At 54.4% G+C, this 23,014-nt stretch carries 22 protein-coding genes; 14 read left to right on the top strand and 8 right to left on the bottom strand.

Annotated elements, in window-relative coordinates:
* Positions 1 to 51: 51 nt before the first annotated feature.
* The gene (locus ABLO27_RS04905) at positions 52 to 921 is read right to left on the bottom strand and encodes an ATP-binding protein (RefSeq protein ID WP_353030897.1); all 870 of its coding nucleotides are present in this window, start codon (positions 919 to 921) and stop codon (positions 52 to 54) included.
* 241 nt (positions 922 to 1,162) lie between these two features.
* Between ABLO27_RS04905 and yajC the strand changes: the two genes are divergently transcribed.
* The 5 genes from yajC to ABLO27_RS04930 all read left to right on the top strand — a co-directional run bounded on the left by yajC (position 1,163) and on the right by ABLO27_RS04930 (position 5,418).
* Positions 1,163 to 1,495, top strand: a complete 333-nt coding sequence (gene yajC / locus ABLO27_RS04910; RefSeq protein ID WP_353030899.1) for a preprotein translocase subunit YajC — start codon at positions 1,163 to 1,165, stop codon at positions 1,493 to 1,495.
* A gap of 73 nt (positions 1,496 to 1,568) precedes the next feature.
* Positions 1,569 to 3,179, top strand: a complete 1,611-nt coding sequence (gene secD, locus ABLO27_RS04915; RefSeq protein ID WP_353030901.1) for a protein translocase subunit SecD — start codon at positions 1,569 to 1,571, stop codon at positions 3,177 to 3,179.
* Between the two features lie 16 nt (positions 3,180 to 3,195).
* Positions 3,196 to 4,146 (top strand): protein translocase subunit SecF, encoded by a 951-nt coding sequence (gene secF / locus ABLO27_RS04920; RefSeq protein ID WP_353030903.1) that lies wholly within the window; start codon positions 3,196 to 3,198, stop codon positions 4,144 to 4,146.
* An 11-nt stretch (positions 4,147 to 4,157) separates the two neighbouring features.
* The gene (locus ABLO27_RS04925) at positions 4,158 to 4,535 is read left to right on the top strand and encodes an Mth938-like domain-containing protein (protein ID WP_353030905.1); all 378 of its coding nucleotides are present in this window, start codon (positions 4,158 to 4,160) and stop codon (positions 4,533 to 4,535) included.
* A 28-nt stretch (positions 4,536 to 4,563) separates the two neighbouring features.
* The gene (locus ABLO27_RS04930; RefSeq protein ID WP_353030907.1) at positions 4,564 to 5,418 is read left to right on the top strand and encodes a phytoene/squalene synthase family protein; all 855 of its coding nucleotides are present in this window, start codon (positions 4,564 to 4,566) and stop codon (positions 5,416 to 5,418) included.
* A gap of 52 nt (positions 5,419 to 5,470) precedes the next feature.
* On the opposite strand, the gene trmFO is transcribed toward ABLO27_RS04930, so the two are convergent.
* Both trmFO and ABLO27_RS04940 read right to left on the bottom strand, forming a co-directional pair.
* Positions 5,471 to 6,889 (bottom strand): methylenetetrahydrofolate--tRNA-(uracil(54)-C(5))-methyltransferase (FADH(2)-oxidizing) TrmFO, encoded by a 1,419-nt coding sequence (gene trmFO, locus ABLO27_RS04935; RefSeq protein WP_353030909.1) that lies wholly within the window; start codon positions 6,887 to 6,889, stop codon positions 5,471 to 5,473.
* Between the two features lie 208 nt (positions 6,890 to 7,097).
* Positions 7,098 to 7,877: a HalD/BesD family halogenase gene (locus ABLO27_RS04940; protein WP_353030911.1), complete on the bottom strand. Its 780-nt coding sequence runs from the start codon at positions 7,875 to 7,877 to the stop codon at positions 7,098 to 7,100.
* A 105-nt stretch (positions 7,878 to 7,982) separates the two neighbouring features.
* On the opposite strand from ABLO27_RS04940, the gene ABLO27_RS04945 reads away from it, so the two are divergent.
* Positions 7,983 to 8,906, top strand: a complete 924-nt coding sequence (locus ABLO27_RS04945) for a LysR family transcriptional regulator (RefSeq protein ID WP_353030913.1) — start codon at positions 7,983 to 7,985, stop codon at positions 8,904 to 8,906.
* A 163-nt stretch (positions 8,907 to 9,069) separates the two neighbouring features.
* On the opposite strand, the gene ABLO27_RS04950 is transcribed toward ABLO27_RS04945, so the two are convergent.
* Complete coding sequence (locus ABLO27_RS04950) at positions 9,070 to 9,219, bottom strand: DUF1127 domain-containing protein (protein WP_297591596.1); 150 nt, start codon at positions 9,217 to 9,219, stop codon at positions 9,070 to 9,072.
* A gap of 389 nt (positions 9,220 to 9,608) precedes the next feature.
* On the opposite strand from ABLO27_RS04950, the gene ABLO27_RS04955 reads away from it, so the two are divergent.
* Positions 9,609 to 10,325 (top strand): enoyl-CoA hydratase/isomerase family protein, encoded by a 717-nt coding sequence (locus tag ABLO27_RS04955; protein ID WP_353030915.1) that lies wholly within the window; start codon positions 9,609 to 9,611, stop codon positions 10,323 to 10,325.
* 230 nt (positions 10,326 to 10,555) lie between these two features.
* Here the strand turns inward: ABLO27_RS04955 and ABLO27_RS04960 are convergent, their stop codons facing one another.
* Complete coding sequence (locus ABLO27_RS04960) at positions 10,556 to 10,711, bottom strand: DUF1127 domain-containing protein (protein WP_353030917.1); 156 nt, start codon at positions 10,709 to 10,711, stop codon at positions 10,556 to 10,558.
* 234 nt (positions 10,712 to 10,945) lie between these two features.
* A complete protein-coding gene (uvrA, locus tag ABLO27_RS04965; RefSeq protein WP_353030919.1) occupies positions 10,946 to 13,876 on the bottom strand; it encodes an excinuclease ABC subunit UvrA in 2,931 nt (976 codons plus the stop codon).
* A gap of 559 nt (positions 13,877 to 14,435) precedes the next feature.
* Here uvrA and ABLO27_RS04970 point away from each other — a divergent pair.
* Positions 14,436 to 14,993, top strand: a complete 558-nt coding sequence (locus ABLO27_RS04970) for a single-stranded DNA-binding protein (RefSeq protein ID WP_353030921.1) — start codon at positions 14,436 to 14,438, stop codon at positions 14,991 to 14,993.
* A 53-nt stretch (positions 14,994 to 15,046) separates the two neighbouring features.
* Here ABLO27_RS04970 and ABLO27_RS04975 read toward each other — a convergent pair whose 3' ends face one another.
* Positions 15,047 to 15,601, bottom strand: a complete 555-nt coding sequence (locus ABLO27_RS04975) for a hypothetical protein (RefSeq protein ID WP_353030923.1) — start codon at positions 15,599 to 15,601, stop codon at positions 15,047 to 15,049.
* 355 nt (positions 15,602 to 15,956) lie between these two features.
* Here ABLO27_RS04975 and ABLO27_RS04980 point away from each other — a divergent pair, with 355 nt between their 5' ends.
* The gene (locus tag ABLO27_RS04980) at positions 15,957 to 17,954 is read left to right on the top strand and encodes a L,D-transpeptidase family protein (RefSeq protein WP_353030925.1); all 1,998 of its coding nucleotides are present in this window, start codon (positions 15,957 to 15,959) and stop codon (positions 17,952 to 17,954) included.
* 56 nt (positions 17,955 to 18,010) lie between these two features.
* On the opposite strand, the gene ABLO27_RS04985 is transcribed toward ABLO27_RS04980, so the two are convergent.
* Positions 18,011 to 19,174, bottom strand: coding sequence for a zinc ABC transporter substrate-binding protein (locus tag ABLO27_RS04985; protein WP_353030927.1), 1,164 nt, complete (start codon positions 19,172 to 19,174; stop codon positions 18,011 to 18,013).
* A gap of 166 nt (positions 19,175 to 19,340) precedes the next feature.
* Here ABLO27_RS04985 and ABLO27_RS04990 point away from each other — a divergent pair, with 166 nt between their 5' ends.
* From ABLO27_RS04990 to paaD, 5 genes are all read left to right on the top strand, one after another.
* The gene (locus ABLO27_RS04990; RefSeq protein ID WP_353030929.1) at positions 19,341 to 20,195 is read left to right on the top strand and encodes a PaaX family transcriptional regulator C-terminal domain-containing protein; all 855 of its coding nucleotides are present in this window, start codon (positions 19,341 to 19,343) and stop codon (positions 20,193 to 20,195) included.
* Between the two features lie 137 nt (positions 20,196 to 20,332).
* Entirely contained in the window at positions 20,333 to 21,325 is a 993-nt protein-coding gene (paaA, locus tag ABLO27_RS04995) for a 1,2-phenylacetyl-CoA epoxidase subunit PaaA (RefSeq protein ID WP_353030931.1), read from the top strand.
* Positions 21,326 to 21,418: 93 nt separating this feature from the next.
* The gene (gene paaB / locus ABLO27_RS05000; protein WP_353030933.1) at positions 21,419 to 21,703 is read left to right on the top strand and encodes a 1,2-phenylacetyl-CoA epoxidase subunit PaaB; all 285 of its coding nucleotides are present in this window, start codon (positions 21,419 to 21,421) and stop codon (positions 21,701 to 21,703) included.
* On the top strand, positions 21,703 to 22,479 hold the full coding sequence (gene paaC / locus ABLO27_RS05005) for a 1,2-phenylacetyl-CoA epoxidase subunit PaaC (protein WP_353030935.1): 777 nt from the start codon (positions 21,703 to 21,705) through the stop codon (positions 22,477 to 22,479). The genes paaB and paaC overlap by 1 nt, the downstream gene beginning before the upstream one ends.
* Positions 22,480 to 22,483: 4 nt before the next feature.
* Positions 22,484 to 22,993, top strand: coding sequence for a 1,2-phenylacetyl-CoA epoxidase subunit PaaD (gene paaD / locus ABLO27_RS05010; protein WP_353030937.1), 510 nt, complete (start codon positions 22,484 to 22,486; stop codon positions 22,991 to 22,993).
* The last annotated feature ends 21 nt before the right edge of the window (positions 22,994 to 23,014 follow it).

The following is a 23,014-nucleotide window of genomic DNA, read 5'->3' on the forward strand; positions in this document are numbered from 1 at the left end:
ATTGCAAAAAAAAGAGCCCGGTATCTGCCGGGCTTTTTCCAATTTGACCGCTTAAAGCGCTGTGCCGAGGCGTCCCGCCAGATCCTGTATGAACTGGAAGGCAACGCGACCTGAGCGGCTGCCCCTTGTCGTGGACCATTCCAGGGCCTGCGAGCGCAATGAATCATCATCAATGTCCAACTCGAAATGAGCAGCATATCCACGCACCATATCCAGGTAGTCGTCCTGACTGCATTTGTGGAATCCAAGCCACAGGCCAAACCGGTCTGACAGGGAGACCTTTTCTTCTACCGCTTCAGCAGGATTGATCGCGGTCGAACGTTCGTTCTCGATCATGTCTCTCGGCAACAGGTGACGCCTGTTCGAGGTCGCATAGAAGATGACATTGTCCGGGCGGCCCTCGATTCCACCTTCCAGAACGGCCTTCAGAGACTTGTAGGACGTGTCGTCATTGTCAAAGCTCAGGTCATCACAAAAGACAATGAAACGATGAGGCGCGGATCCGATCTGAGACATGAGTTTAGGAAGTGACTCGATGTCTTCACGATGGATCTCGATCAACTTCAGGTCGGAAGAAGCGTTTTCCCGGTTGATTGCGGCATGAGCAGCTTTGACCAGCGACGATTTGCCCATTCCGCGCGCGCCCCAAAGCAGCGCGTTGTTCGCGGGTAGCCCCTTGGAAAAACGTCTGGTGTTGTCGAGAAGCAGGTCGCGTACGTGCGAAACAGCGCAGAGAAGTTCGATATCGACCCGGTTTACATTGGGAACCGCGTGCAGTTCTCCGGGTTCCGGTGACCAGACAAACGCATCGGCCGCAGACCAGTCCGGAGCCAGAGGGGACGCCGGAACGGCACGACTGATTAGTTCGATCAGAGAATCGAGCTTTGCATTCAATGCGGCAAGGTCGTTTTGCGGACTCATTATTCTTGCAACCCTTGTCAAAAAGGCCCATTTGAGGCCCTGAAGTAAGTTGCGGGAGGAGTAACATGGACAAACTGGCTCGAAAACGCCAGTTATTCCCATACCGGTACGCCGGAAACTGCTTGCAAAGCTTGAAATGACACGCGCCGCCGTTATAGTCCGCGCCACCAGAATTAGAGCGTTTTTTGTTCGTAAGGCGACTTGCCTTAAGGGCAACAAAAGCGCCCCTTAGGAGAGTTGAATGTTGATCACCCCAGCCTATGCGCAATCTGCCGGTGCGGCAGGCCCGGACTTCCTCATGTCCTTGCTGCCTTTTGTCGCCATTTTTGCGATCATGTACTTCCTGATCATCCGCCCGCAGCGCCAGCGCATGAAGAAGCATCAGGAACTGGTTTCCAACCTGCGTCGCGGTGACATCATTGTGACCACCGGTGGCCTTATCGGCAAGGTTGCCAAGGTGGTAGATGACGGCGAGCTTCAGGTGGAACTTTCCGAAGGCGTCAAGGTACGCCTCGTTCGTTCCATGGTACAGGAAGTCCGTTCCAAGACCGAGCCTGCAAAAGACAACGCGTAAGCATTTGTTGCGCCGTTTGGATGAATTCGCCGGGCCGGTTCTTGATCGGCCTGGCAGCTTTTAAGGCTTTACCATGCTCCATTTCGCCCGCTGGAAAATCGCACTGATCGTGCTTGTGGTTGCTGCTGGCACCCTCATGACTTTGCCGAATTTCTTTTCTGCCAAACAGCTTGAAAGCTGGCCCGACTTTTTGCCCAAAAATCAGATGGTTCTCGGCCTTGACCTGCAAGGTGGCGCCTATCTTCTCTATGAAGTCGACAAGGATGACTACATCGAGAAGCGCATGAAGGGGCTGGTCAGCGACATTCGCACCACGCTTCGTGAGGACCCCCGCATTGGTTATACCGGCCTGGGCGTCCAGGGGGAGTCAGCACAGGTTCGTATCCGTGATCTGACGCGGCTTGATGAAGCTGAGGAGCGGTTACAGCCTTTGGTGAATCCACTGGTTTCCAACCTTTTCGGTGGTCAGCCGGTCAATGAATTCGACCTCACCGTGAATGATGATGGACTTGTCCGGTTCACCTATTCCGAAGAAGGGTTGGACAACCGACTCACCTACATCGTTCAGCAGGCAATCGAAGTTATCAGAAATCGTCTCGATGAACTGGGTACCACTGAGCCCAATATCCAGCGGCAGGGCACCGACCGTATTCTGGTCGAAGCGCCAGGCGAGGGCGATCCAGAGCGCTTGAAGGACATCATCGGTGAAACGGCACAGTTGACGTTCCACATGGTCGATCAGTCCATGTCGGGTGAACAGGCACTTCAGTCTCGTCCACCAGTCGGTACGGTCGTAAAGATGTCGGTGGATGATCCACCATTCCCATATCTTCTTGAAGAAGCTCCGCTTCTGTCCGGCGAAGACCTTGTGGACGCGCAGGTCAGCTTCGACCAGCGCAACAATGAACCCGTCGTGAATTTCCGGTTCAATCAATCCGGTGCGCGCAAGTTTGCTGTGATTACCCAGCAGAACGTCAACCGCCCATTTGCGATTGTTCTCGATGATGAAGTGATTTCCGCGCCAGTGATCCGCGAGCCCATTACCGGTGGTTCCGGACAGATTTCGGGGAACTTCACTGTCGAGGGCGCCAACGATCTAGCAATCCTGCTGCGTGCGGGCGCGCTGCCTGCAAAGCTCACGGTGCTTGAAGAGCGGTCCATTGGACCAGGACTTGGAGCCGACTCGATCGAGGCAGGTAAGCTGGCTTCCATCATTGCCGGCGCAGCAGTGATCGTGTTCATGATCCTGGCCTATGGCCGGTTCGGAATCATTGCCGATCTGGCCTTGCTCTCGAATATCTTCCTGATCTTCGGCGCGCTCACGCTGCTTCAGGCGACCCTGACCCTGCCGGGCATCGCGGGTATCGTTCTGACAATCGGTATGGCGGTCGATGCGAACGTTCTTATCTTTGAACGTATCCGGGAAGAATCGCGCGCAGGCCGATCGGTCATTTCCGCGATCGATGCCGGCTACAGCCGTGCACTCGGCACCATCCTTGACGCCAACATCACCACGCTGATTGCGGCTGTCATTCTGTTCCAGCTTGGTTCCGGACCCGTTCGTGGCTTCGCCGTGACGCTGGCTATCGGTATCTTCACGACCGTTTTCTCGGCATTCACGTTCAGCCGACTGCTGGTGGCCATTTGGATCCGCCGCCGTCGTCCGTCCAAGTTGCCGATTTGATCCGGGAGAAAAACAAATGTTGCTGAGACTTGTTCCGGACAACACACACATCAAGTTCATGTGGCTGCGGAAAGTTAGCTTTCCGCTGTCCATCGTCCTCGTCATTGCCTCTCTGGTCGGTTTCTTCACGGTCGGCATGAACTACGGCATCGACTTCAAGGGCGGTACCATCATCGAAATCAAAACCGATGGACCAGCCGACATTGGCGCTATCCGTTCCGAATTGGGATCGCTCAATCTTGGAGATGTGCAGGTTCAGGAGTTTGGTGGGTCGGATGACATCCTGATCCGCGTGGAAGAGCAACCGGGTGGCGAACTCGCCCAGCAGTCCGTCGTGTCGAGGATCCGCACCATCTTTGAAGACGACAATGTCGATTTCCGGCGGGTTGAAGTTGTCGGGCCGCGAGTGTCTGGAGAGCTGGCGCAAGCCGGGGCAATCGCTGTGGGGGCATCGCTCCTGGCGATCCTGTTCTACATCTGGTTTCGCTTTGAGTGGCAGTTTGCCGTCGGAGCGATCCTGACAACAGCGAACGACGTGATCATTACAATCGGTCTTTTCGTTCTGCTGCAACTGGACTTTTCTCTGTCCAGCATCGCGGCGGTTTTGACCATCATTGGTTATTCGTTGAACGATACCGTGGTTGTTTACGATCGCATCAGGGAAAACCTGAGGAAGTACAAAAAGAAGTCGTTGACCGAGCTGCTGGACCAGTCGATCAACGAAACCCTTTCCAGAACCACCATGACATCCGTGACGACGTTGCTGGCGCTGATCGCGCTTTACGTCTTCGGTGGCGAAGTCATCCAGTCGTTCACGCTGGCCATGATCTTCGGCATTGTGATCGGCACCTATTCTTCGATCTTCCTTGCTGCACCGTTCCTGATCCTTCTCAATCTGCGTGCAGATGCGCTGTCATCCAAGGATGATGACGAAGAAAAGGGCCCGAACGCCAAGGCGACGGCCTGAGGATCTGATTGATGGAAATCCGGAACGCGCACTTTCCGGGTCGGGCGCCGCTGGATGCTTATGGCAACGGTGGCTTCCGGTTTGCTAACATGTCACATCGAGGTTCGCTGCTTTGCATTCCTAGCGGGATTTACGGTTGGAATTTGAATGATCCGTCCGAATTTTCTCAGGAAGCATTTCAGCGGGTCCTTGATGAACAGGACAGCGTAGAAGTGCTCCTTGTCGGGACTGGTCTGGATCTTCGACCGTTGCCAGAGCATTTGAAGGAAATGTTCCGCGAGGCGAACATCCTGGCTGACCCGATGTCAACCGGTGCGGCTGTGCGCACCTACAACGTTCTGCTGTCGGAAAACAGGGCAGTGGCTGCGGCATTGTTGGCCGTGGACTGAGGCCGAAAGACGGGCCATACGGGCACACATGACCTCTGACTTCGACCATGCCGCAGATATTGCGCGTCAGTTCGACAAGGACCGCTACCTGAGCGCTCTTCTTGCTCCGGAGCCGCATCGTGCTGGACTGATGGCGCTATATGCTTTCAATGCCGAAATCGCACGTATTCGCGAGATTGTCTCCGAACCGATGCCCGGTGAAGTCAGGTTGCAGTGGTGGCGGGACTTGCTGGAAGGGACCGAGCACGGTGCGGTTGCCTCCAACCCGGTCGCGAATGCGCTTATTCAGACTATCGAGCGATACAATCTGCCGAAGCAAGGCCTCGTCGCCATGACCGAAGCACGTGTATTTGACCTTTATAACGACCCGATGCCGACGTTGAATGACCTGGAAGGGTACGTTGGAGAAACTGTTTCCGGTCTCATCCAACTGGCATGTCTCGTCCTGAACGATGGCGATGATCCAGACACGGCAACAGCTGCCGGTCATGCGGGTGTCGCCTACGGCATGACGGGGCTCATGCGTGCATTGCCCTGGCATGCCTCACGCCAGCAAATGTATGTGCCCAAGGACATCCTCGACCGGCACAATGTTGATACGGCAGGGGTTTTCAGGGGAGAAACGACACCTGAATTCAGAGTGGCGCTGAAGGAAATGCACGAACATGTGCACCATCATCTCGACCGAGTTCGTCAAGCCGCAAGCGATGTGCCTGAAAAATGCCTGCCTGCGTTCCTGCCGATCTTCCTGATCAAGCCGTATCTGGAAAGGCTAGAGGACAGCGGGTTCGATCCCTTGAAACAGGTTGCCGAGATTTCCCAACTAAAGCGTCAATGGATTCTCTGGCGCGCTTCCGGCAAGAGCCTGGACAAGATCAAATAAAAACCGCGGCGCTTTCACACCGCGGCTGTCTTTTATGAGTTGGACGCGCGTTCTATTCAGCTGCCGCCTTTGGCAGCTCGAGTTTTGATTGCCATTCCTGAAAGTCTGACTTGGCGCGGTTGGTCATTGCCAGCTTCTTCGCCTTGGCCTTTTCCTTGCCCTTCAACCGTTTGCCGGTTTCATCCTTCGTAGGAGTTTCAATAGGCGGAAACAGGCCGAAGTTGACATTCATCGGCTGGAAGGAACCCGGTTTGCCGGCGCCTTCCTCCCGGAATATGTGCCCACCCGTAATGTGACCGAGAAGAGCCCCCATGGCGGTGGTTTCCGGCGGGGCAGAGAAAGTCTGACCGCGTGCTTCCATGACCGAGAACAGGCCAGCAAGGCATCCCACGCTTGCTGATTCCACGTATCCTTCGCAGCCTGTGATCTGGCCGGCAAAGCGAAGGCGCGGGTCGGACTTCAAACGCAGGGAGTTGTCCAGAACCTTCGGAGAGTTGAGGAACGTGTTGCGATGCAATCCGCCCAGACGTGCGAACTGAGCATTCTCCAGTCCGGGGATCATCCTGAAAATGTCGGCCTGAGCGCCATATTTCAGTTTGGTCTGGAACCCGACCATGTTGTAAAGCGTACCAAGCGCGTTGTCCTGTCGAAGTTGGACAACCGCGTAGGCTTTGACATCCGGATTATGTGCGTTCGTAAGACCCATCGGCTTCATTGGTCCGTGGCGCAGTGTCTCTCGTCCACGCGCTGCCATGACTTCGATAGGCAGACAGCCGTCAAAGTAGGGAGTATTGGCCTCCCACTCCTTGAAGTCGGCAGATTCGCCGGCAAGCAGCGCGTCGATAAACGCCTCATACTGCTCCTTGTCGAGTGGGCAATTGAGATAGTCCTTGCCGGTCCCTCCCGGCCCCACCTTGTCGTAGCGTGACTGGAACCATGCCTTGGAGAGATCGACAGAGTCGAAATGGACAATCGGAGCGATGGCATCGAAAAATGCCAGAGCATCTTCACCGCTTTTCTCCAGTACCGCCTGGGAAAGCGCAGGTGAGGTGAGGGGCCCCGTCGCGACGATAACACTCTGCCAGTCCTCAGGGGGAAGTCCCGCTATCTCCTCGCGTTCGATTGTGATGTTCGGATGGTTCTCCAGCACGTGAGTAACCGCTCCGGAGAAGCCCTCGCGGTCGACGGCAAGGGCGCTTCCTGCCGGAACCTGATGGGCGTCGGCAGCAGACATGATCAGTGAACCAAGCTGCCGCAGTTCATGGTGTATCAGGCCAACGGCATTGTGTTCGGAATCATCGGAACGGAACGAGTTGGAACAAACGAGTTCCGCCAGACCGTCGGTCTGGTGAGCATCGGTTTTGCGAACCGGACGCATTTCGTGCAGGACGACGTCCAGTCCCGCTTGTGCGATTTGCCATGCGGCCTCAGATCCGGCAAGACCGCCGCCGATAACGTGAATTGGGGGCATTTTGTTTCCCTGAGGTACGGGCCGGTCACTTGAGGCATCAGATTTGCCGCGAACTTCGGCCAATTTCATGTTTGCCTCGTATTACTGCCTTCACCCCACTGCTGCAATGCCTGTTGCCGATTTGCGGATTCCAGATACTCGAAAGTTGTTCTTGTTTCCTCAAAACAGAACAGAGGAGCCACTCCAACCTTGCCCCTATGTCCACGTTTCAGGCAGTCCGACCGTAAAAGGTCAGCTGTGCCTCCTTGGAAAGCGCGATACCTGGCTCGGTATTGTAGGCCAAAACTGCAAGTATCCGGGTTCGTTCACCGAGATTGGGGGCTACGCGGTGAATGGCATTTCTGCCGCGGAAGAAAACAAGAGTTCCTGCTTCAACGGAAAGTTCGCTGACTTTTGCATGTCCATCCAGAACTTCGGCAACTCCGTCATAGTTCATGTCACCGGCATCCGCGTCGCGCAGGCGCGTGACATATTCGAACTGTCCACCAGCTTCGGGAGACTGGATCATTAACGTGATCGAGAAGGAGGAGTTGTCGAAATGCCAGCCGAGTTCCTGCCCTTTCTCGGCAAAATGAAGGTTGAGCGAAGAAAGCGGGTCCGCATACTCGTACAGGGCCTCCTCGCCGAGCACGTCACACAAGAACTCCCGGAAGAGCTCTGAATCATAAAGTGCACGGAGAGCTGACGTTTCTGGCATCAGGTCGTCCGTAATGCATCCCTTTGACGAAGTTACCAAACGGTTGCGCGGATGGTTGTCATCATAATCTGGATCTTGTGCATTGAGATACACCGTGTGTTTCTCGGTTTTTGCATAGACCCTGTCCCGGTTCGCCAGGCCTTCGTCGCGAATCCCGGTGATTGTCGAAGCTGGCACAAATCCGGGCAGGACCAGCACACCGGTCTTCTCAAACTCCTGACGGCACCTGGTTCTAAAGTCGCCGTCTGCAATCGGATAGGTGCTTAGGTCTATGACCTTGTTGAGTTCCATCTTGTTCCCTCCATGACGATTGGGGGCAAGGTTACCGAGAATTCTAAAGTCGAAAAAACTGTTTTATTATTGCTATAAGAGAAGAAAAAATTATGCAGAAAATCCATGAACAGAATAACGGTCAGGCAATGTGAGTATTTTCAAGCGATCGCCAAAAATGGCGGGATAACTGCGGCTGCGAAATCCATCGGCATATCTCAGCCCGCAATTGCGCAGGCAATAACCAAGCTTGAAGAAACGACTGGCCTCATTCTCTTCGTACGGCATCATGCCCGTGGAATGGAGCTTACGCCTCAGGGAGTGGAGTTTCTGAAGTATGCCGACGAGCTTGTGGCGTGCGCAACTCGGGCAAGCGAGATCGCCGGGCAGATTGCGTCAAATCGCGCCGGCAAGATCAAGCTTGGGTGTTTCCAATCAATTGCTCCCTTTTTTCTTGCGCAGCTGGTTTGCGGCTATCGGAAAGAGGAACCGGGAGTGACGCTCGAAGTGTCTGAGCTGCTTCACAGCGAACTTGAGACTGCAATCCATAGAAAGGACGTCGATCTGGCGGTGATGTACGATCTCGGCCTGGATCCTGCGAAGATTGCCTGGCAGGAGTTGGCAGCGGTAAAGCCCTATTTGATCGTTCCGCAAAGTCATCGACTCGCTGAAAAGAAGGTAGCTTCAATTAAGGAGCTCGAGTCTGAGGACTACATTCTGTTCGACGCACCTGGAAGCCGAGACTACTTTTTCAGGATTTTCGCCCATTATGGCATCGGGCCAAAGGTGGCTTTCCGGTCGACATCGATAGAATCGGTCAGATGCAGCGTTGCCAAAGGGTTGGGTGTCTCGATCCTGGCAATGCGTCCCGCTTCCAATCAGACATATGGAGGCAATTCGGTGGTCCCAATTGAAATTTTGGAAGACTTGCCTGAGACGCCCATCATCATGGCTTATCGTCGGGATAGGGAAATGGACGACCTGAGTGAGAAGTTCATTGAGTTCTGTAAAGAGGTCTTTGCACACGGAGTCAATGGCATGCACGTTTGACCTTGATCAGGTCGAGAAATGCAGGTGTTCAGAGCCCAAAAAATAAAAACGCCTGCCGGTGGGAGGAGGTTCCGGCAAGCGTTTCTAAGATGCTCTACGCTTAGAGCGTAGAGATTTGCAGCCCGAAGTTTGGGAGGAGGAGTACTCCAGACCGCGAAATTTGTTATTTTGCAGACATACGAGCGTAACGAGCGATGTCGGAGCGGGCAATGCCCAGGTCGTTCAGCTCACGATTGCTCAGGTTGGACAGTTCGTCGTAGGTCTGACGGAAGCGTTTCCAGTTGTTGAATTTGCGAACAACAGTGTCGATCATGGTTTAGGCCTTTCGCTATCTCAGTGGCCATGGCACCGCGGATCGGCGTCTGGCCCGTTCATCTCTTACAGTTCGGAAGATAGGGAAATTGTGCGCCGCGAGGTAGTAGCAAAATCGCGAAGCTGATATGCAAAAAGTGCAAGTCACCAAAGAGTTAACGATCAGTGGTTGTCTTCATCGGTTGCTGGATTTACTTCCTGTTGTAAGGCTTCTTCGCATCTGCAAACTCAAGCTCACATCAAACAGTGAAACGACCTTCTGAGGGCTTCGGGTGGTGTAGCTTTTTCGCTGCCGGTAGAATCCCTTTGCAAATCCAAAAGGCTTCGTAGCGCTATCTTGCTTGGTTAGACTGCCGGCGAGTCAATCAGCGACACAATGGGAGAGTGAACATGCTCGTGACGGTCCAGGAACGGTTCATGGTATGGCAGCTCGACCGTCCCGCCGCAGACAATGGCGTTGATGAAACCACCATGTCTGCCATGGAAGCAGGACTTGCTCAGCTGGAGGCACAAACAGATGAATTGAGTTGTCTCGTAGTCCGAGGCGACAACAAGGTCTTCTGCACCGGACTGGATGCGTCAATGCTTGAAGTCTGTTTCAATGACAGAGCAAAGTTTTCGAGCGTTGTTCACCGCATGAGCGAAATTCTGGAACGGATGTCCGCTCTTTCTCAGATTTCGATCGCGTGTGTGGATGGGAATTGCCGACTCGGAGGGGTTGAACTTGCGCTTGCCTGCGATTTGGTCCTGGCAAGTGAAGGTGCGCAATTCACAGATGGCCATTTGGCATATGACGCTATGCCGGGTGGTGGAGCAACCAAGCGACTTCCGTCACGGCTGGGTTACGGACGAGCGTTGCTCTTTTTACTCGAGTCACCTGTGCTGTCTGCAGGTGAAGCCTTCAAGGCCGGATTGGTTGATGAAGTCGTCGCAGCCGGAAGTGCATGTGAAAGAGGTACGGATTTGGCCCGGTCAATATCAAAACGGAACATCGCTTTGGTTCAGGATCTCAAGACGAGCGTTCGAGCCGCGATGCCGGCCCCTCCTGACAAATCGTTCTTAAGAGCGTTTGAGCGTTCTGTAATAGACCGTCTTGCAGGTGATTGAGGTCATCTGAGCGAAATGCGGTGCACACAGTGAACCGGTACTTTTTTCATCAGATGCTGTCGGGAGGAATTATCGTGGTGTTGACAGGGCTCCAGACAAACGAACGCCCGCCAGTGGGAGGAGGTACTGGCGGGCGTCGTTTCGACGTGGCAGGGCTGGGAGGAGGATGCCCCGCGTGTCACACGCCCGTCGGCTGGGAGGAGGGTGCCTAGGGACGCGATTTCTATTTTTTAGTCAGCTACATGCGCGCGGCGAGCTACAAATTTGATATCGCCACGGCAAATGCCGAGATCTTGCAGTTCACGGGTGGACAGGCGGGACAGTTCGTCAACCGCACGACGGTAGTTCACCCAGTTGCTGTACTTCTGACGCACAGTGTCAAACATCTTCTTATTCCTTAGATCGGCGGACCGTCTGTGCGCTCCGCGTCGTTGTTGATCTAGGATATAATTCACCAGCTGAATTAAAAGAAGCGCGATCTGCGCATGTCAGACATGCATTTGGTGCAATGCAAAAAAGATACTGGGAAAGTGAGAGGGAGGGGTAGAAAAAGTTAACAAAAACAGATTGGTACGAATCTGTGTGCAGTGCACACAGATTCTTCGGGATTAACGAGAGCGCTATTCCGCAGCGTCAGGCGTGCGTTGAGGCCTTCGCTGCAGAAGTTCCTGCAGAAATTGCCCGGTATAGCTCTCCCGCACTTCGGCGACATCCTCGGGACGTCCGGTAGCGACAATCGTCCCTCCGCCGTCACCGCCTTCCGGTCCAAGATCTATGATCCAGTCAGCGGTCTTGATGACTTCAAGATTATGTTCGATCACCAGCACGGTGTTGCCTTGATCAACCAGTTCATGCAGCACATCGAGCAGCTTGGCGACATCGTGAAAGTGCAATCCGGTGGTTGGCTCATCCAGAATGTAGAGCGTCCGACCGGTGGAGCGTTTGGACAGTTCTTTCGCCAGCTTCACTCTTTGCGCTTCACCGCCCGATAATGTGGTCGCCTGTTGTCCGACCTTGATGTAGCCGAGGCCGACGCGTGCCAATGTGTCCATCTTGTCGCGAACAGCTGGAACGGCAGAAAAGAACTCAGCGGCCTCTTCAACGGTCATGTCGAGCACGTCGGCAATGGACTTGCCCTTGAACTCAACTTCCAGGGTTTCCCGATTGTAGCGCTTTCCCTTGCAGACGTCGCAGGTAACATAAACGTCCGGCAGAAAGTGCATTTCGATCTTGATCACACCGTCGCCTTGACAGGCTTCACACCGTCCGCCTTTGACGTTGAAGGAGAAGCGGCCTGGCTGATAGCCGCGCGCCTTTGCCTCCGGCATTCCGGCAAACCATTCGCGGATCGGTGTGAAAGCACCGGTATAGGTCGCCGGGTTTGAACGGGGCGTGCGGCCGATCGGGGACTGATCGATATCGATGACCTTATCAAGGACCTCAAGCCCCTCGATCCGGTCATGCGGTGCCGGGTTGTCGCGAGCGCCGTTTAGCCTGCGTGCCGCAGCCTTGTAAAGCGTGTCGATCAGGAAGGTGGATTTGCCGCCACCGGATACACCGGTCACACATGTGAAAGTGCTGAGCGGAACGTCAACGTCCACATCCTTCAGGTTATTGCCGCGTGCGCCGCGTACTGAAATCTGGCGTTTCTTGTTGATCTTGCGGCGTTCGTCGGCGCGCGCAATCATCTTGGCGCCAGAAAGGTACTCGCCCGTTAGAGAAGCCGGATTGGCCATGATCTCAGATGGCGTACCCTTGGCGACCACCTGGCCGCCATGCACACCGGCTCCGGGGCCGACATCGACCACATAGTCAGCCGTCAATACCGCATCTTCGTCATGCTCTACGACAATGACCGTGTTTCCGAGGTCCCGCAGGTGCTTCAGAGTTTCCAGAAGGCGGGCATTGTCCCGCTGATGAAGACCGATCGAGGGCTCATCCAGAACGTAGAGAACACCTGTCAGACCCGAACCAATTTGCGAGGCCAGTCGAATTCGCTGACTTTCGCCACCCGAAAGTGTCCCGGAGGACCGAGAGAGTGTCAGATATTCCAAGCCGACATCGTTGAGGAATTTCAGACGCTCTCGAATTTCCTTCAGGATACGGCCGGCAATTTCTGTCTGTTTGTCGTTCAGTTTCGCCGGCAGGGATTCAAACCAGTCACTTGCCTGCCTGATGGAGCATTCAGTGATCTGACCGATGTGCCTGTCAGCAATCTTGACAGCGAGCGCCTCCGGCTTCAGCCGGAAACCACTGCAGGCGGGGCAAGCATGATCCGACTGGAATCGAGCTAATTCCTCGCGAACCCAGGAAGACTCTGTCTCACGCCAGCGGCGTTCGATGTTGCCGATAACGCCTTCGAACGTCTTTTCCGTCCGATAGCTGCGCACGCCATCATCGTATACGAACTCAATGGCCGTTTTGCCGGTGCCGTGAAGAATTGCATCCTGGACTTCCGCCGGCAGATCTTTCCACGGAGTTGCCATCGATACCTTGAAATGGCCGCAAAGTGCTTCCAACGTTTGGGCATAGTAAGGAGATGTCGATCCCGTTTTTGCCCAAGGCAACACGGCCCCTTCACGCAGCGAGAGAGAGTGATCGGGCACAACCAGATCTTCTTCGAAGGCAAGGGTTGTCCCAAGGCCATCACAGGTCGGGCATGCGCCGAACGGATTGTTGAACGAAAACAGGCGTGGCTCAATTTCCGGAATGGTGAAACCGGACACCGGGCAGGCGAATTTTTCCGAGAAGATCAAACGCTTCGGATCGCCATTTTCTTCGGTTTGGTCCGCAAATTCAGCAATCGCAATGCCGTCAGCCAGTTTCAGCGCTGTTTCAAGCGAATCTGCCAGCCTGCCTGCGATATCATCGCGCACGACCAACCGATCCACGACAACATCGATATCGTGCTTGTATTTCTTGTCCAGGGCAGGGGCGTCGGCAATTTCATAGAAGGTTCCGTCTATCTTGACCCTCTGGAACCCCTTTTTCATGAGTTCCGCCAATTCCTTGCGGTATTCGCCCTTACGGCCGCGAACCATTGGAGCAAGCAGATAGAGGCGCGACCCTTCTTCGAGATCCAGGACACGGTCGACCATTTGGCTCACGGTCTGGCTTTCGATCGGCAGTCCGGTGGCTGGAGAATAGGGAATGCCGACACGGGCAAACAAAAGCCTCATGTAGTCGTAAATCTCGGTCACCGTACCGACGGTCGACCGCGGATTGCGCGAAGTGGTCTTTTGCTCGATCGAAATGGCAGGCGACAGACCATCGATCTGGTCGACATCCGGTTTCTGCATCATTTCCAGAAACTGGCGTGCATAGGCAGACAAGCTCTCAACGTACCTGCGCTGGCCTTCGGCGTAGATAGTATCGAAGGCGAGAGAGGACTTTCCCGAACCGGAAAGGCCGGTCATCACAATCAGTCGGTCACGGGGCAGGTCGAGATCGACACCCTTGAGATTGTGCTCCCTTGCCCCTTTGACACTGATGACCTTGGTCGGATCGTTTTTCCAGGATTCATCCGCCTTGAGGCTCTTGGATGTCGTCATTCTATCTCTTCCTGACCTCATGCATCACGGCATCAGACGCCCGTGCACGTGTAGATATCTAATGAAGGGGCTCGTTTCCCACTTTATCTTTGTCCCGATATAGCAGTTTGACGCGGAGCTTCCAGTGGGTCTGTCACTGCAGCGGGAGGAGAAATTCAGGATACGAAGTCCGATTGAATCATTTTTATAGAAGTGATAAGAACAAAACAAGTACATTGAAAGGAAGGACGTCAGGAAGTTTCACCTGCGCAAGTCGGCTTCGCTGGCGATCGGTTTGGAATATCTCCTGACAGGAAACGCGAACCGCTGTGGAACAAAACAGGAGGAACGGCAACGGCTGTCAGATTTGGCGACGATGGCGGTGAGGTGAGCGAAGGGCTTCAATTTTCCGCAAAAGGTGGGCTTGCCTTGTGGAAAATGCAGGCCGGTGTGCAAAAAAGAAGACAGAGCGGTTGGCGGATCGTTAGGGTTCTGGTTTCTAGCGGCGATGGTTGCGGCGCGGTCAGCTGATAGAAGCAAATAAACCAAAGCGGATCGCGGAAACAAACAGGAGTTCACAATGGCGGGCAGCGTCAACAAAGTAATTTTGGTCGGCAATCTGGGAGCCGATCCGGAAATCCGCCGGACGCAGGATGGCCGTCCCATTGCCAATCTACGGATTGCAACTTCGGAAACCTGGCGGGATCGCAATTCAGGTGAGCGTCGTGAAAAAACCGAGTGGCACCGTGTCGTGATTTTCAACGAAGGTCTTTGCAAGGTCGCAGAAAACTACCTGCGCAAGGGATCAAAGGTTTATCTGGAAGGGCAGTTGCAGACCCGCAAATGGCAGGATCAGTCGGGGCAGGATCGTTATTCCACCGAGGTTGTTCTGCAGGGCTTCAACTCCAACCTGACGATGCTTGATGGTCGCGGTGAAGGCGGCGGTCAGCCGGGTGGTCTGCCTGACTACGGCAATGACCCACAAGGCGGCGGCGGTTTTGGTGGTGGCTCTGGCGGCTCCGGCGGCAACTTCGGCGGTGGCAGTGGCGGCGGCTACGGCGGTGGTTCCAGTGGCGGTGGTTTCGGTGGGTCTTCCGGTGGCGGCGCAGGCCCGATGGATGATGAAATTCCGTTTTAAGTCATGATTTTGGCGGGGGTGATCCGGCCCGGTTGCTCCCGTACTCCTCTGGTCTACCCGCCAACATTCGGATCGTAGGGCGTTCGCGGGTCGTCCTCGCCATCAAAATACTCTTTCGCGGTTCCAAGGCCGCAATGGTATACGGCCTCTTCCGCACGTGTGTCGCCTCCTGAGATCGGAGCGCCATTGTGATGTGCAAGCTCATGAATGAGCGTGGCCAGCACCATCCACCTTCCCATGTTGAATGCGCGGTCGCCGACCGCTATTTCTCCCGTCGGAGTGTGAATTTCTCCGTGCAGCGGAGAAATTGTCGGCCCGTAATTAACCCAGATGGTGCTGTCGTTGATCATGTTGGTCAGCGTTCTCCGGCCCGGAAGGGATCTGAAATAGGCATCACAACCAGGGTTGTTCTTGACCATCCTGAAAAGCTTGTTTCGGGCCCATTTCAATTTGCTGTACTGCGAAGAATTGAAATTGGTGTATTTCGATATCGGCGACGCGTGGTCTCCTATGTTGAACTGGAATGGCATCGCTTTCATCGATCTCCGTCGGTTGGTCTTGCGGAAATGATAGTGAAAACCGACATTGATAACCGTGACGGAGGTCACGAAGCGTCGCCTTGAGATGCTGATGCGATGATTAGGAAAACCGGCGCGAGGTTCGTGCGCGATATATTCGTCACAGTGATTTGAATTCACAACCTGTGTATGGCCGTATCTCTTAACCATATCGACAGGCCTGATATAGTATCAGTCTGTTCACCATGTGTGTTTTTAGCCGGAAATGAGCGAGAATCGCCATTTTGGACCGGTAGAATTCGCGCTGAACATAATCGTTCGGGCAAGTCTGCAATCCCGGCGGTCTCTACCTAGGCAGGGGAATTAAACGTCCGGTTCGAAAAGGGCGCAGTGCCGGAAACGACACTAGTTAATAAATTTTCGGGTTTAGATGATGCGAGCAAACATGACGGAACGTGAAATGCCGAAGACCGGCGACAAGGGGGCGTTGTTTATCCGCTCCAGGGCTGTATTGGGGAAATCGATCAAGGCCGGCCTGATGGTTACGGTGCTCGCATCCGGTTTTTCCGCGATGACCTACGAACCGGTATCGGCCCAGGGTCTGTTCCAACGGCTTTTTAATCCGGAAAACCATCGCAAGCAAAGAGAGCGGGAGCGCCAGGATCAGCTTCGCGAAAAGGCTGCCAAGGTTAAGGTATCTGCTCCACGTTACCTGAATTACTCTCCGGATACGTTGAAAAGAGTGTCGCTGACACCACTGTCTGAAGTGAAGCCGCCAGAGGTCGAACCTGAAGGCGACGCGTCGGCTGAAAACGTGCAGCAGGGTACCGAAACTGTTGTCGCAGAAACTCAAACAGCGAACCTGGAGCCGGTCGTCTTGAGTGCATTCGACAAGGCGCGCCCGGCACTGAAGGGAATGTCACTGATGGCGTTGCCTGAAATCGGCGATGCACTCATTACATACTACGAGGAGCACCCAGAGTTTGTCTGGATTGCAAACGGCAAGGTAAGCTCCAGAGCGGAAAGCATTCGAAGTGCGCTTTCTCAGGCTGACAAATTTGCGCTGAACCCTGAAGACTATTTCGTTTCCTTGCCCGAAACTGATGGGCTGGATGAGGCTGCCCGCGATGAAGCGTTGATGCGCTTCGAAATGGAGCTGAGCGTCGCGGCGCTGTCCTATGTTTTGGATGCGACGCGTGGTCGTGTCGATCCGAACCGGATTTCTCAGTACCACGACTTGCCGCGCCACCAGGTCGACCTTCCTGGCGCACTGGGTGAGTTTTCCTCAGGCTCTGATATGGCCGGGATACTTGAGGCCCATCAGCCGCAGAACGAGCACTTCAAGAAGCTAACTGCAGAATTGGCGCGCTTGAAGGCAGAAGACGAGGAAGCAGATCAGATCGTCATCGCACCGGGCACCTTCCTGAAGGCAGGAAAATCCAGCCCGGAAATGAAGAACATTGTCGCCGCCGTAGAGAAGAACGGTTCCGATGAGTTGAGGACTGCTCACGCGGAAACGCTTGCTGCCTATGACGGCGCAGAGTTGTATTCGCCGGAACTCGTTGATCTGGTCAAGGCTTTTCAGAAGGAAGCCAAACTGACACCGGATGGGATTGTCGGGAAAAACACAATCAAGGCAATGGTCGGTGAAACCAATGCGGCCAAGATCGCCAAGGTTGAACTGGCGATGGAGCGGAGCCGCTGGATACCCGAAGAACTCGGCGATCGAAAGGTTTTCATCAACCAGGCAGCCTTTACCGCAACCTATACATCGCCGGATGAAGTTCCGCTGTCCATGCGGGTTGTTGTCGGCAAGAAATCCAATCAGACAAACTTCTTCTACGACAAGATCGAAATCGTTGAATACAACCCCTATTGGGGGGTACCTTATTCGATCATCGTCAACGAAATGCTGCCCAAACTGGCGCAGGATCCGAGCTATCTCGATCGCGCCGGCTATGAAGTCACCACACCCGGTGGACGTCAGGTTTCTTCTTCCGCTGTCGATTGGTACGCGGTTGCATCCAAGCAGCAGTCGATCAACGTCCGCCAGTACCCTGGCAGGTCAAATGCCCTGGGTGAGGTGAAAATCCTGTTTCCCAACAGGCATCACATTTACATGCATGACACGCCGGCCAAGAGCCTCTTCAAGAAGGACATGCGCGCTTACAGTCACGGCTGTATTCGGCTGCATGATCCAAAGGCGATGGCAGCAGCGGTGCTTGGGAAGTCCAAGGACTATGTAACTTCCAGAATTTCTGAAGGCCGGAACGAACAGGAAAAGGTCGCCGGTGACATTCCGGTGTATGTTTCCTACTTCACCGCCTGGCCGGAGCTGGACGGAAGCGTGGCCTATTATTCGGATGTATATGACCGGGATCGCTATCTTCTGAAGGCGATCGAAAAAACAGAGGCTGTAAGGGCAAAAGCCAGAGCTTCTTGAACAAAAATCCAGATACAAGAACGCCGGGAAAATTTCCCGGCGTTTTTATTTGAATATCAGGATTGCCCGGAAAGACACTCTGCGAGCGAGTCGGCGAGCCCTTCGATCAGGTTTGGATAAAGGTCAGTTCCATTGGCAAGTTCGGTGCCCAGTGGATCCAGAGTTCCCTTGCGCGCGTCGCTACCTTCAAGAACGACATCAACCAGTTTTGCCTCGAACTGCGGTTCCTGGAAAACGCAGGTAACGTTCAGTTCCTTGATCTGGCTCTGGACTTCGGCAACGCGGTCGGCGCTGGAAAGTGCTTCAGGAGACACTGTGATGGCGCCGCTGGCCTCGAAGTCGAAATGATGTTCGAAGTGATGGTAAGCGTCGTGGAATACGACAAACTTCTTGCCTGCTACAGGCGCCAATTTTGACGAGATCGTCTGCTCAAGTTCTTCGATCCGCTGTTCAAAGCTCGCGGCATTTTTCTGGTACGTTTCCGCGTTGTCCGGATCGAGCTGCGACAGGGTGTCGGCCATTACATGCGCAATCGCGATGCCATTGTCCGGATTGAGCCAGATATGGACGTCATCTGCACCCTCATGAGCATGCTCATGTGAGTGGTCGCCATCCGCGTGTTCTGCGTGATCGTCTTTTTCGTCCCCGTGAGCGTGGTCATCATGATCGTGCTCATCATGATCATCGTGCTTTTCAGCATGCTCGTCATGTTTGTAATCATGGTCGTCGTCTTTTTCGGCATGATCATCATGATCATCAGCAGAAGCGTGCTCATCATGACCTTCGTGATCGCCATGATCGTGAGCGTCAAAATTCGCACCTTCACGAATTGCAAGATGCTGAATGCCGGCCGCATCCATGAGTTCCACGGTTGTTGCGTCGCCAGCCATCGAGCTGATTGGTTTCTCGAGCGACGGCGCTAATCCAGGGCCAATCCAGAAAACAGCGTCAGCCCCCTGCAGCAGAGCCGCCTGGGACGGTTTGAGAGCAAATCCGTGCGGCGAAGAGGCCCCGTCAATCAGGATGTGTGGTGTTCCGACGCCTTCCATCACAGCAGATGCAATCGAGTGAAGCGGTTTGATCGTCGTCACCACCGAAGGTGAGGCAGCGACCGCAGGCGTCAAGCTGAGGGAAAGGGCAAAGGTGCCGGTCAGCGCAGTGGAGAAGGCCAGACCACATGCTCGACGAGTGAAGGAATTGGAACGGGAAGGGGCTGTCATTCGAGTTGTTTCCGCACTGATGTAATGTTGTAACGTGTTACTCTATAACGTTTGTCAATATGGTGCGCAAGAATGGATTGGAGAATTTGCTGGACCAAATCACCAGAGTGCTTGGTTTGCTGATATGCCGAGGCTAAGCTCAGCAAAAAGACGGATCAATTGCTTCATGTCCTTTCGCGCAGATGCGGCCGTAAGCCGGTTGCTAGAACCATATCCACCCAAGGCAGCCCAGCTGATCGTGACAATCTACGGCGATATCGTCGAGCCGCGAGGTGGTGTTCTTTGGATGGGAGACCTCATCGGACTTTGCGCCGGGTATGGCGTGAATGAGTCTTTGGTCCGCACCGCTGTTTCCCGACTTGTCTCAAAAGGGCAACTCGAAGGGCAAAGAGAAGGGCGGCGCAGCTTTTATGCCCTAACGGCTCCTGCGCGTGAGGAATATCATCTGGCGGCAGAATTGTTCTTTGGTGCTCCAGATGAGGAGTGCGACTGGATTTTTACCTATTGCCCTCATGCAGCGGATCAACTGACATTGAAGAAACAAGGCTTTGTTTCACTTGGCGGTCATATGTTTGCCGGTGCCGACCGGCCGGGACGCTCACATCCAGGTGTCGCGTTCAAGTCAAGAGCACTAAGTCCGGGTAGTGATGAATTTAGACAGCTGGTGATCAATTCCTTCGGACTTGGTCCTTTGGCTGCCGAGTATCACCGGTTTCTGAAGAACATTGAACCACTTGCAGATGAAATTCACTCTGTGAAGTCGGGGCAGTCTGCACTGCTGTTACGTGTCGCGCTGGTTCATGCGTATCGCCACATCCGGTTGCGCGATCCACGGCTGCCAAATTCCGTTCTGCCTCAGGAGTGGCCCGGATCCGCTGCGAGGCAACAGTTTGCCGAACTTTACATCGCCTTGTCGAAGTTGGCTGACGCTCACATCGGCCAGAGTTTCCTGAACCAGGCAGGCCCGTTACCTGCGCGGCCACAACCCGTTGTCGAAAGGTTGAGTTCCCTGGCCGCTTGACACCAATCGGTCGTTTTCAACTACCGGAAATTGGTGCGTAAGATCAAGCATCACATAAATGTACAAAAATATACTTTTTCTGTGATGCTTTGTGCGCTATCTTCCCGTTGAGTTCAACATGACGGGGAGGAGGCGTCATGTATGCCCAGATGGTGAAAACCGATTCCAACAAGGTACGCGACATTTCGGAGATGTCCGATGAAGAGCGCGCTTTTCAGGAACGCATTGATCGCGGCGAAAAGATCGAACCTACCGACTGGATGCCTGACGGCTATCGGAAGACCCTGATACGTCAGATCGGTCAGCATGCTCATTCAGAAATCGTTGGTCAGCTTCCTGAGGGGAATTGGATTACAAGGGCACCGACACTGGAACGCAAGGCTATCCTCCTTGCGAAGGTTCAGGACGAAGCCGGGCACGGTCTTTATCTTTACTGTGCCGCCGAAACTCTGGGCGTCAGCCGGGACGAGCTTATCGAGCTGCTACATGCCGGCAAAATGAAATACTCCTCCATCTTCAACTATCCAACTCTGACCTGGGCTGACATCGGGGCAGTTGGTTGGCTGGTTGACGGCGCAGCAATCATGAACCAGGTGCCGCTGCAAAGAACGTCTTTCGGACCCTATTCCCGCGCGATGATCCGCATCTGCAAGGAAGAGAGTTTCCATCAGCGTCAGGGTTACGACATCATGATGAAGATGGCGAGCGGTACACCTGCGCAACGCCACATGGCTCAGGATGCGCTAAATCGTTTCTGGTATCCGTCATTGATGATGTTCGGTCCATCGGACAAGGAATCTGTTCACTCCGCTCAATCGATGGCTTGGAAGATCAAGATCAATACCAACGATGAGCTTCGGCAGAAATTCGTCGACCAGACTGTTCCGCAAGCCGAGTATCTCGGGCTGAAGGTGCCGGACGAGAATCTCAAGTGGAACGATGAAAAGGGCGGTTACGATTTTTCGGAGCCTGACTGGACTGAATTTTTCGAGGTGCTGAAAGGCAACGGTCCCTGCAACCGGGAGCGCATGGAAGCGCGTGTGAAAGCATGGGACGACGGCGCCTGGGTCCGGGATGCGTTGATGGCGCATGCGGACAAGAAAGAAGCAGCCAGATCGGCGGCCGAATAGAACTTTCGGGAAGAAGATTTCCGACCAGTCGAAGTGAAGCGCATTAGAGCGCCATGCGCTTAACGACGCGACTGATTTTACGCGGAGGACGAAATGAAAAAAGAGTGGCCGTTGTGGGAGGTGTTTATCCGCGGGCAGCATGGCCTGAACCACAGGCATGTCGGATCGTTGCATGCACCAGATGCCGAAATGGCAATCAAGAACGCACGCGATGTCTATACCCGCCGCCGCGAAGGCGTTTCCATTTGGGTGGTCCCATCTGCGCAGATCACGGCATCCGACCCAGGCGCCAAGGACGCTCTGTTTGAGCCCTCTGCGGACAAGATCTATCGGCATCCCAGTTTCTACGACATTCCCGACGAAGTAGGGAAAATGTGATGACCGCAGAGAACGATATAATCGCAAGCGATATTTTGTTCGAGTGGCTTCTGAGGCGGGGAGACACCGCGCTGATCCTCGGTCATCGGGTATCGGAATGGTGCGGCCATTCTCCCGTATTGGAAGAGGATATCGCGCTCGCTAATGTCGCTCTCGATCTAATTGGGCAAGCGCGCCTCTGGCTTTCCTATGCTGGTGAAGTTGAAGGAAAAGGTCGTGGTGAGAACGAACTGGCTTTCTTGCGTGATGCCTGGGACTTCCGCAACTATCTGCTTGCTGAACAACCAAATGGAGATTTCGGCAAAACCCTGATGCGTCAATTCCTCATTGATGCCCATCAGGTTTTGCTTCTAGAGGCTCTGGAACGTTCATCAGACGAGCGCATTGCGGAAATCGCGGCAAAGGCAGGGAAGGAAGTCGCATATCATCTGGACCGCTCTGCCGATCTTGTCATCCGCCTTGGCGATGGCACGCCGGAGAGCCGGCAACGCATGCAGACCGCGCTCGATACGCTTTGGCCCTATGCCGGAGAAATGTTTATCGGGGATCGGATCGATGATGCACTCTCCTGTTCCGGTGTGGCACCTGCGCCGGAGAGCTTGCGATTGCAGTGGCAGGAAACTGTCGAGAATGTGATTGCTCAGGCTACGCTTGAGTTGCCGCAATCAGAGTTTTCGCATGCAGGTGGCACGACCGGGCGTCACAGCGAACACCTCGGACATCTGCTCGCCGAAATGCAGTTTCTGCAACGGGCTTATCCTGGCGCGACCTGGTAGGAACATGCGGGTTTCAACGGACACAGTCTGGAAATGGTTGGCTGAGGTGCCGGACCCTGAAATCCCGGTGCTGTCGCTGATGGATCTGGGTGTAATCCGGGAAGTTGAGTGGGACGGTGACACTCTGGTCGTGACGGTTACCCCGACTTACACCGGTTGTCCTGCCACAGCGATCATCAACCTGGACATAGAAACCAAACTGCGGTCCTGCGGCATTGAAAAGCTGCGTTTGGAGCAAAAGCTGAGCCCGCCCTGGACAACCGACTGGTTAAGTCAGGAAGGCCGCGAAAAGCTGCGACAATACGGAATTGCGCCGCCAGTGGAAGACGCGGAGACAGAAAGCCTGGCAGGGCGCCTGTCTCGCCTCGGCAAGCGAGGCGGTCTCGTTGTCGCTTGCCCGCGTTGTGGATCAGTAAACACAGAAAAAGTCAGTCAATTTGGCTCCACCCCCTGCAAGGCGGCTTATCGATGCAGGGCGTGTCTGGAGCCATTCGATTATTTCAAATGCCATTAACGGGTATTTGGACGGGAAAAG

This window comes from Roseibium sp. SCP15 (assembly GCF_040329435.1).
Taxonomy (GTDB): domain Bacteria; phylum Pseudomonadota; class Alphaproteobacteria; order Rhizobiales; family Stappiaceae; genus Roseibium.

What these genes read in the sequence shown, in the direction of transcription:
- paaC (WP_353030935.1), top strand. Translation starts at nt 21,703, where the DNA reads ATGACCGCAGAGAACGATATAATCGCAAGCGATATTTTGTTCGAGTGG.
- ABLO27_RS04990 (WP_353030929.1), top strand. Translation starts at nt 19,341, where the DNA reads ATGTCCTTTCGCGCAGATGCGGCCGTAAGCCGGTTGCTAGAACCATAT.
- ABLO27_RS04960 (WP_353030917.1), bottom strand. Translation starts at nt 10,711, where the DNA reads ATGTTTGACACTGTGCGTCAGAAGTACAGCAACTGGGTGAACTACCGT.
- ABLO27_RS04945 (WP_353030913.1), top strand. Translation starts at nt 7,983, where the DNA reads ATGAACAGAATAACGGTCAGGCAATGTGAGTATTTTCAAGCGATCGCC.
- secF (WP_353030903.1), top strand. Translation starts at nt 3,196, where the DNA reads ATGTTGCTGAGACTTGTTCCGGACAACACACACATCAAGTTCATGTGG.
- ABLO27_RS04955 (WP_353030915.1), top strand. Translation starts at nt 9,609, where the DNA reads ATGCTCGTGACGGTCCAGGAACGGTTCATGGTATGGCAGCTCGACCGT.
- ABLO27_RS04905 (WP_353030897.1), bottom strand. Translation starts at nt 921, where the DNA reads ATGAGTCCGCAAAACGACCTTGCCGCATTGAATGCAAAGCTCGATTCT.
- paaA (WP_353030931.1), top strand. Translation starts at nt 20,333, where the DNA reads ATGTATGCCCAGATGGTGAAAACCGATTCCAACAAGGTACGCGACATT.
- ABLO27_RS04925 (WP_353030905.1), top strand. Translation starts at nt 4,158, where the DNA reads ATGGAAATCCGGAACGCGCACTTTCCGGGTCGGGCGCCGCTGGATGCT.
- uvrA (WP_353030919.1), bottom strand. Translation starts at nt 13,876, where the DNA reads ATGACGACATCCAAGAGCCTCAAGGCGGATGAATCCTGGAAAAACGAT.
- ABLO27_RS04930 (WP_353030907.1), top strand. Translation starts at nt 4,564, where the DNA reads ATGACCTCTGACTTCGACCATGCCGCAGATATTGCGCGTCAGTTCGAC.
- ABLO27_RS04970 (WP_353030921.1), top strand. Translation starts at nt 14,436, where the DNA reads ATGGCGGGCAGCGTCAACAAAGTAATTTTGGTCGGCAATCTGGGAGCC.
- trmFO (WP_353030909.1), bottom strand. Translation starts at nt 6,889, where the DNA reads ATGCCCCCAATTCACGTTATCGGCGGCGGTCTTGCCGGATCTGAGGCC.
- ABLO27_RS04985 (WP_353030927.1), bottom strand. Translation starts at nt 19,174, where the DNA reads ATGACAGCCCCTTCCCGTTCCAATTCCTTCACTCGTCGAGCATGTGGT.
- ABLO27_RS04980 (WP_353030925.1), top strand. Translation starts at nt 15,957, where the DNA reads ATGACGGAACGTGAAATGCCGAAGACCGGCGACAAGGGGGCGTTGTTT.
- paaB (WP_353030933.1), top strand. Translation starts at nt 21,419, where the DNA reads ATGAAAAAAGAGTGGCCGTTGTGGGAGGTGTTTATCCGCGGGCAGCAT.
- secD (WP_353030901.1), top strand. Translation starts at nt 1,569, where the DNA reads ATGCTCCATTTCGCCCGCTGGAAAATCGCACTGATCGTGCTTGTGGTT.
- paaD (WP_353030937.1), top strand. Translation starts at nt 22,484, where the DNA reads ATGCGGGTTTCAACGGACACAGTCTGGAAATGGTTGGCTGAGGTGCCG.
- ABLO27_RS04940 (WP_353030911.1), bottom strand. Translation starts at nt 7,877, where the DNA reads ATGGAACTCAACAAGGTCATAGACCTAAGCACCTATCCGATTGCAGAC.
- ABLO27_RS04950 (WP_297591596.1), bottom strand. Translation starts at nt 9,219, where the DNA reads ATGATCGACACTGTTGTTCGCAAATTCAACAACTGGAAACGCTTCCGT.
- yajC (WP_353030899.1), top strand. Translation starts at nt 1,163, where the DNA reads ATGTTGATCACCCCAGCCTATGCGCAATCTGCCGGTGCGGCAGGCCCG.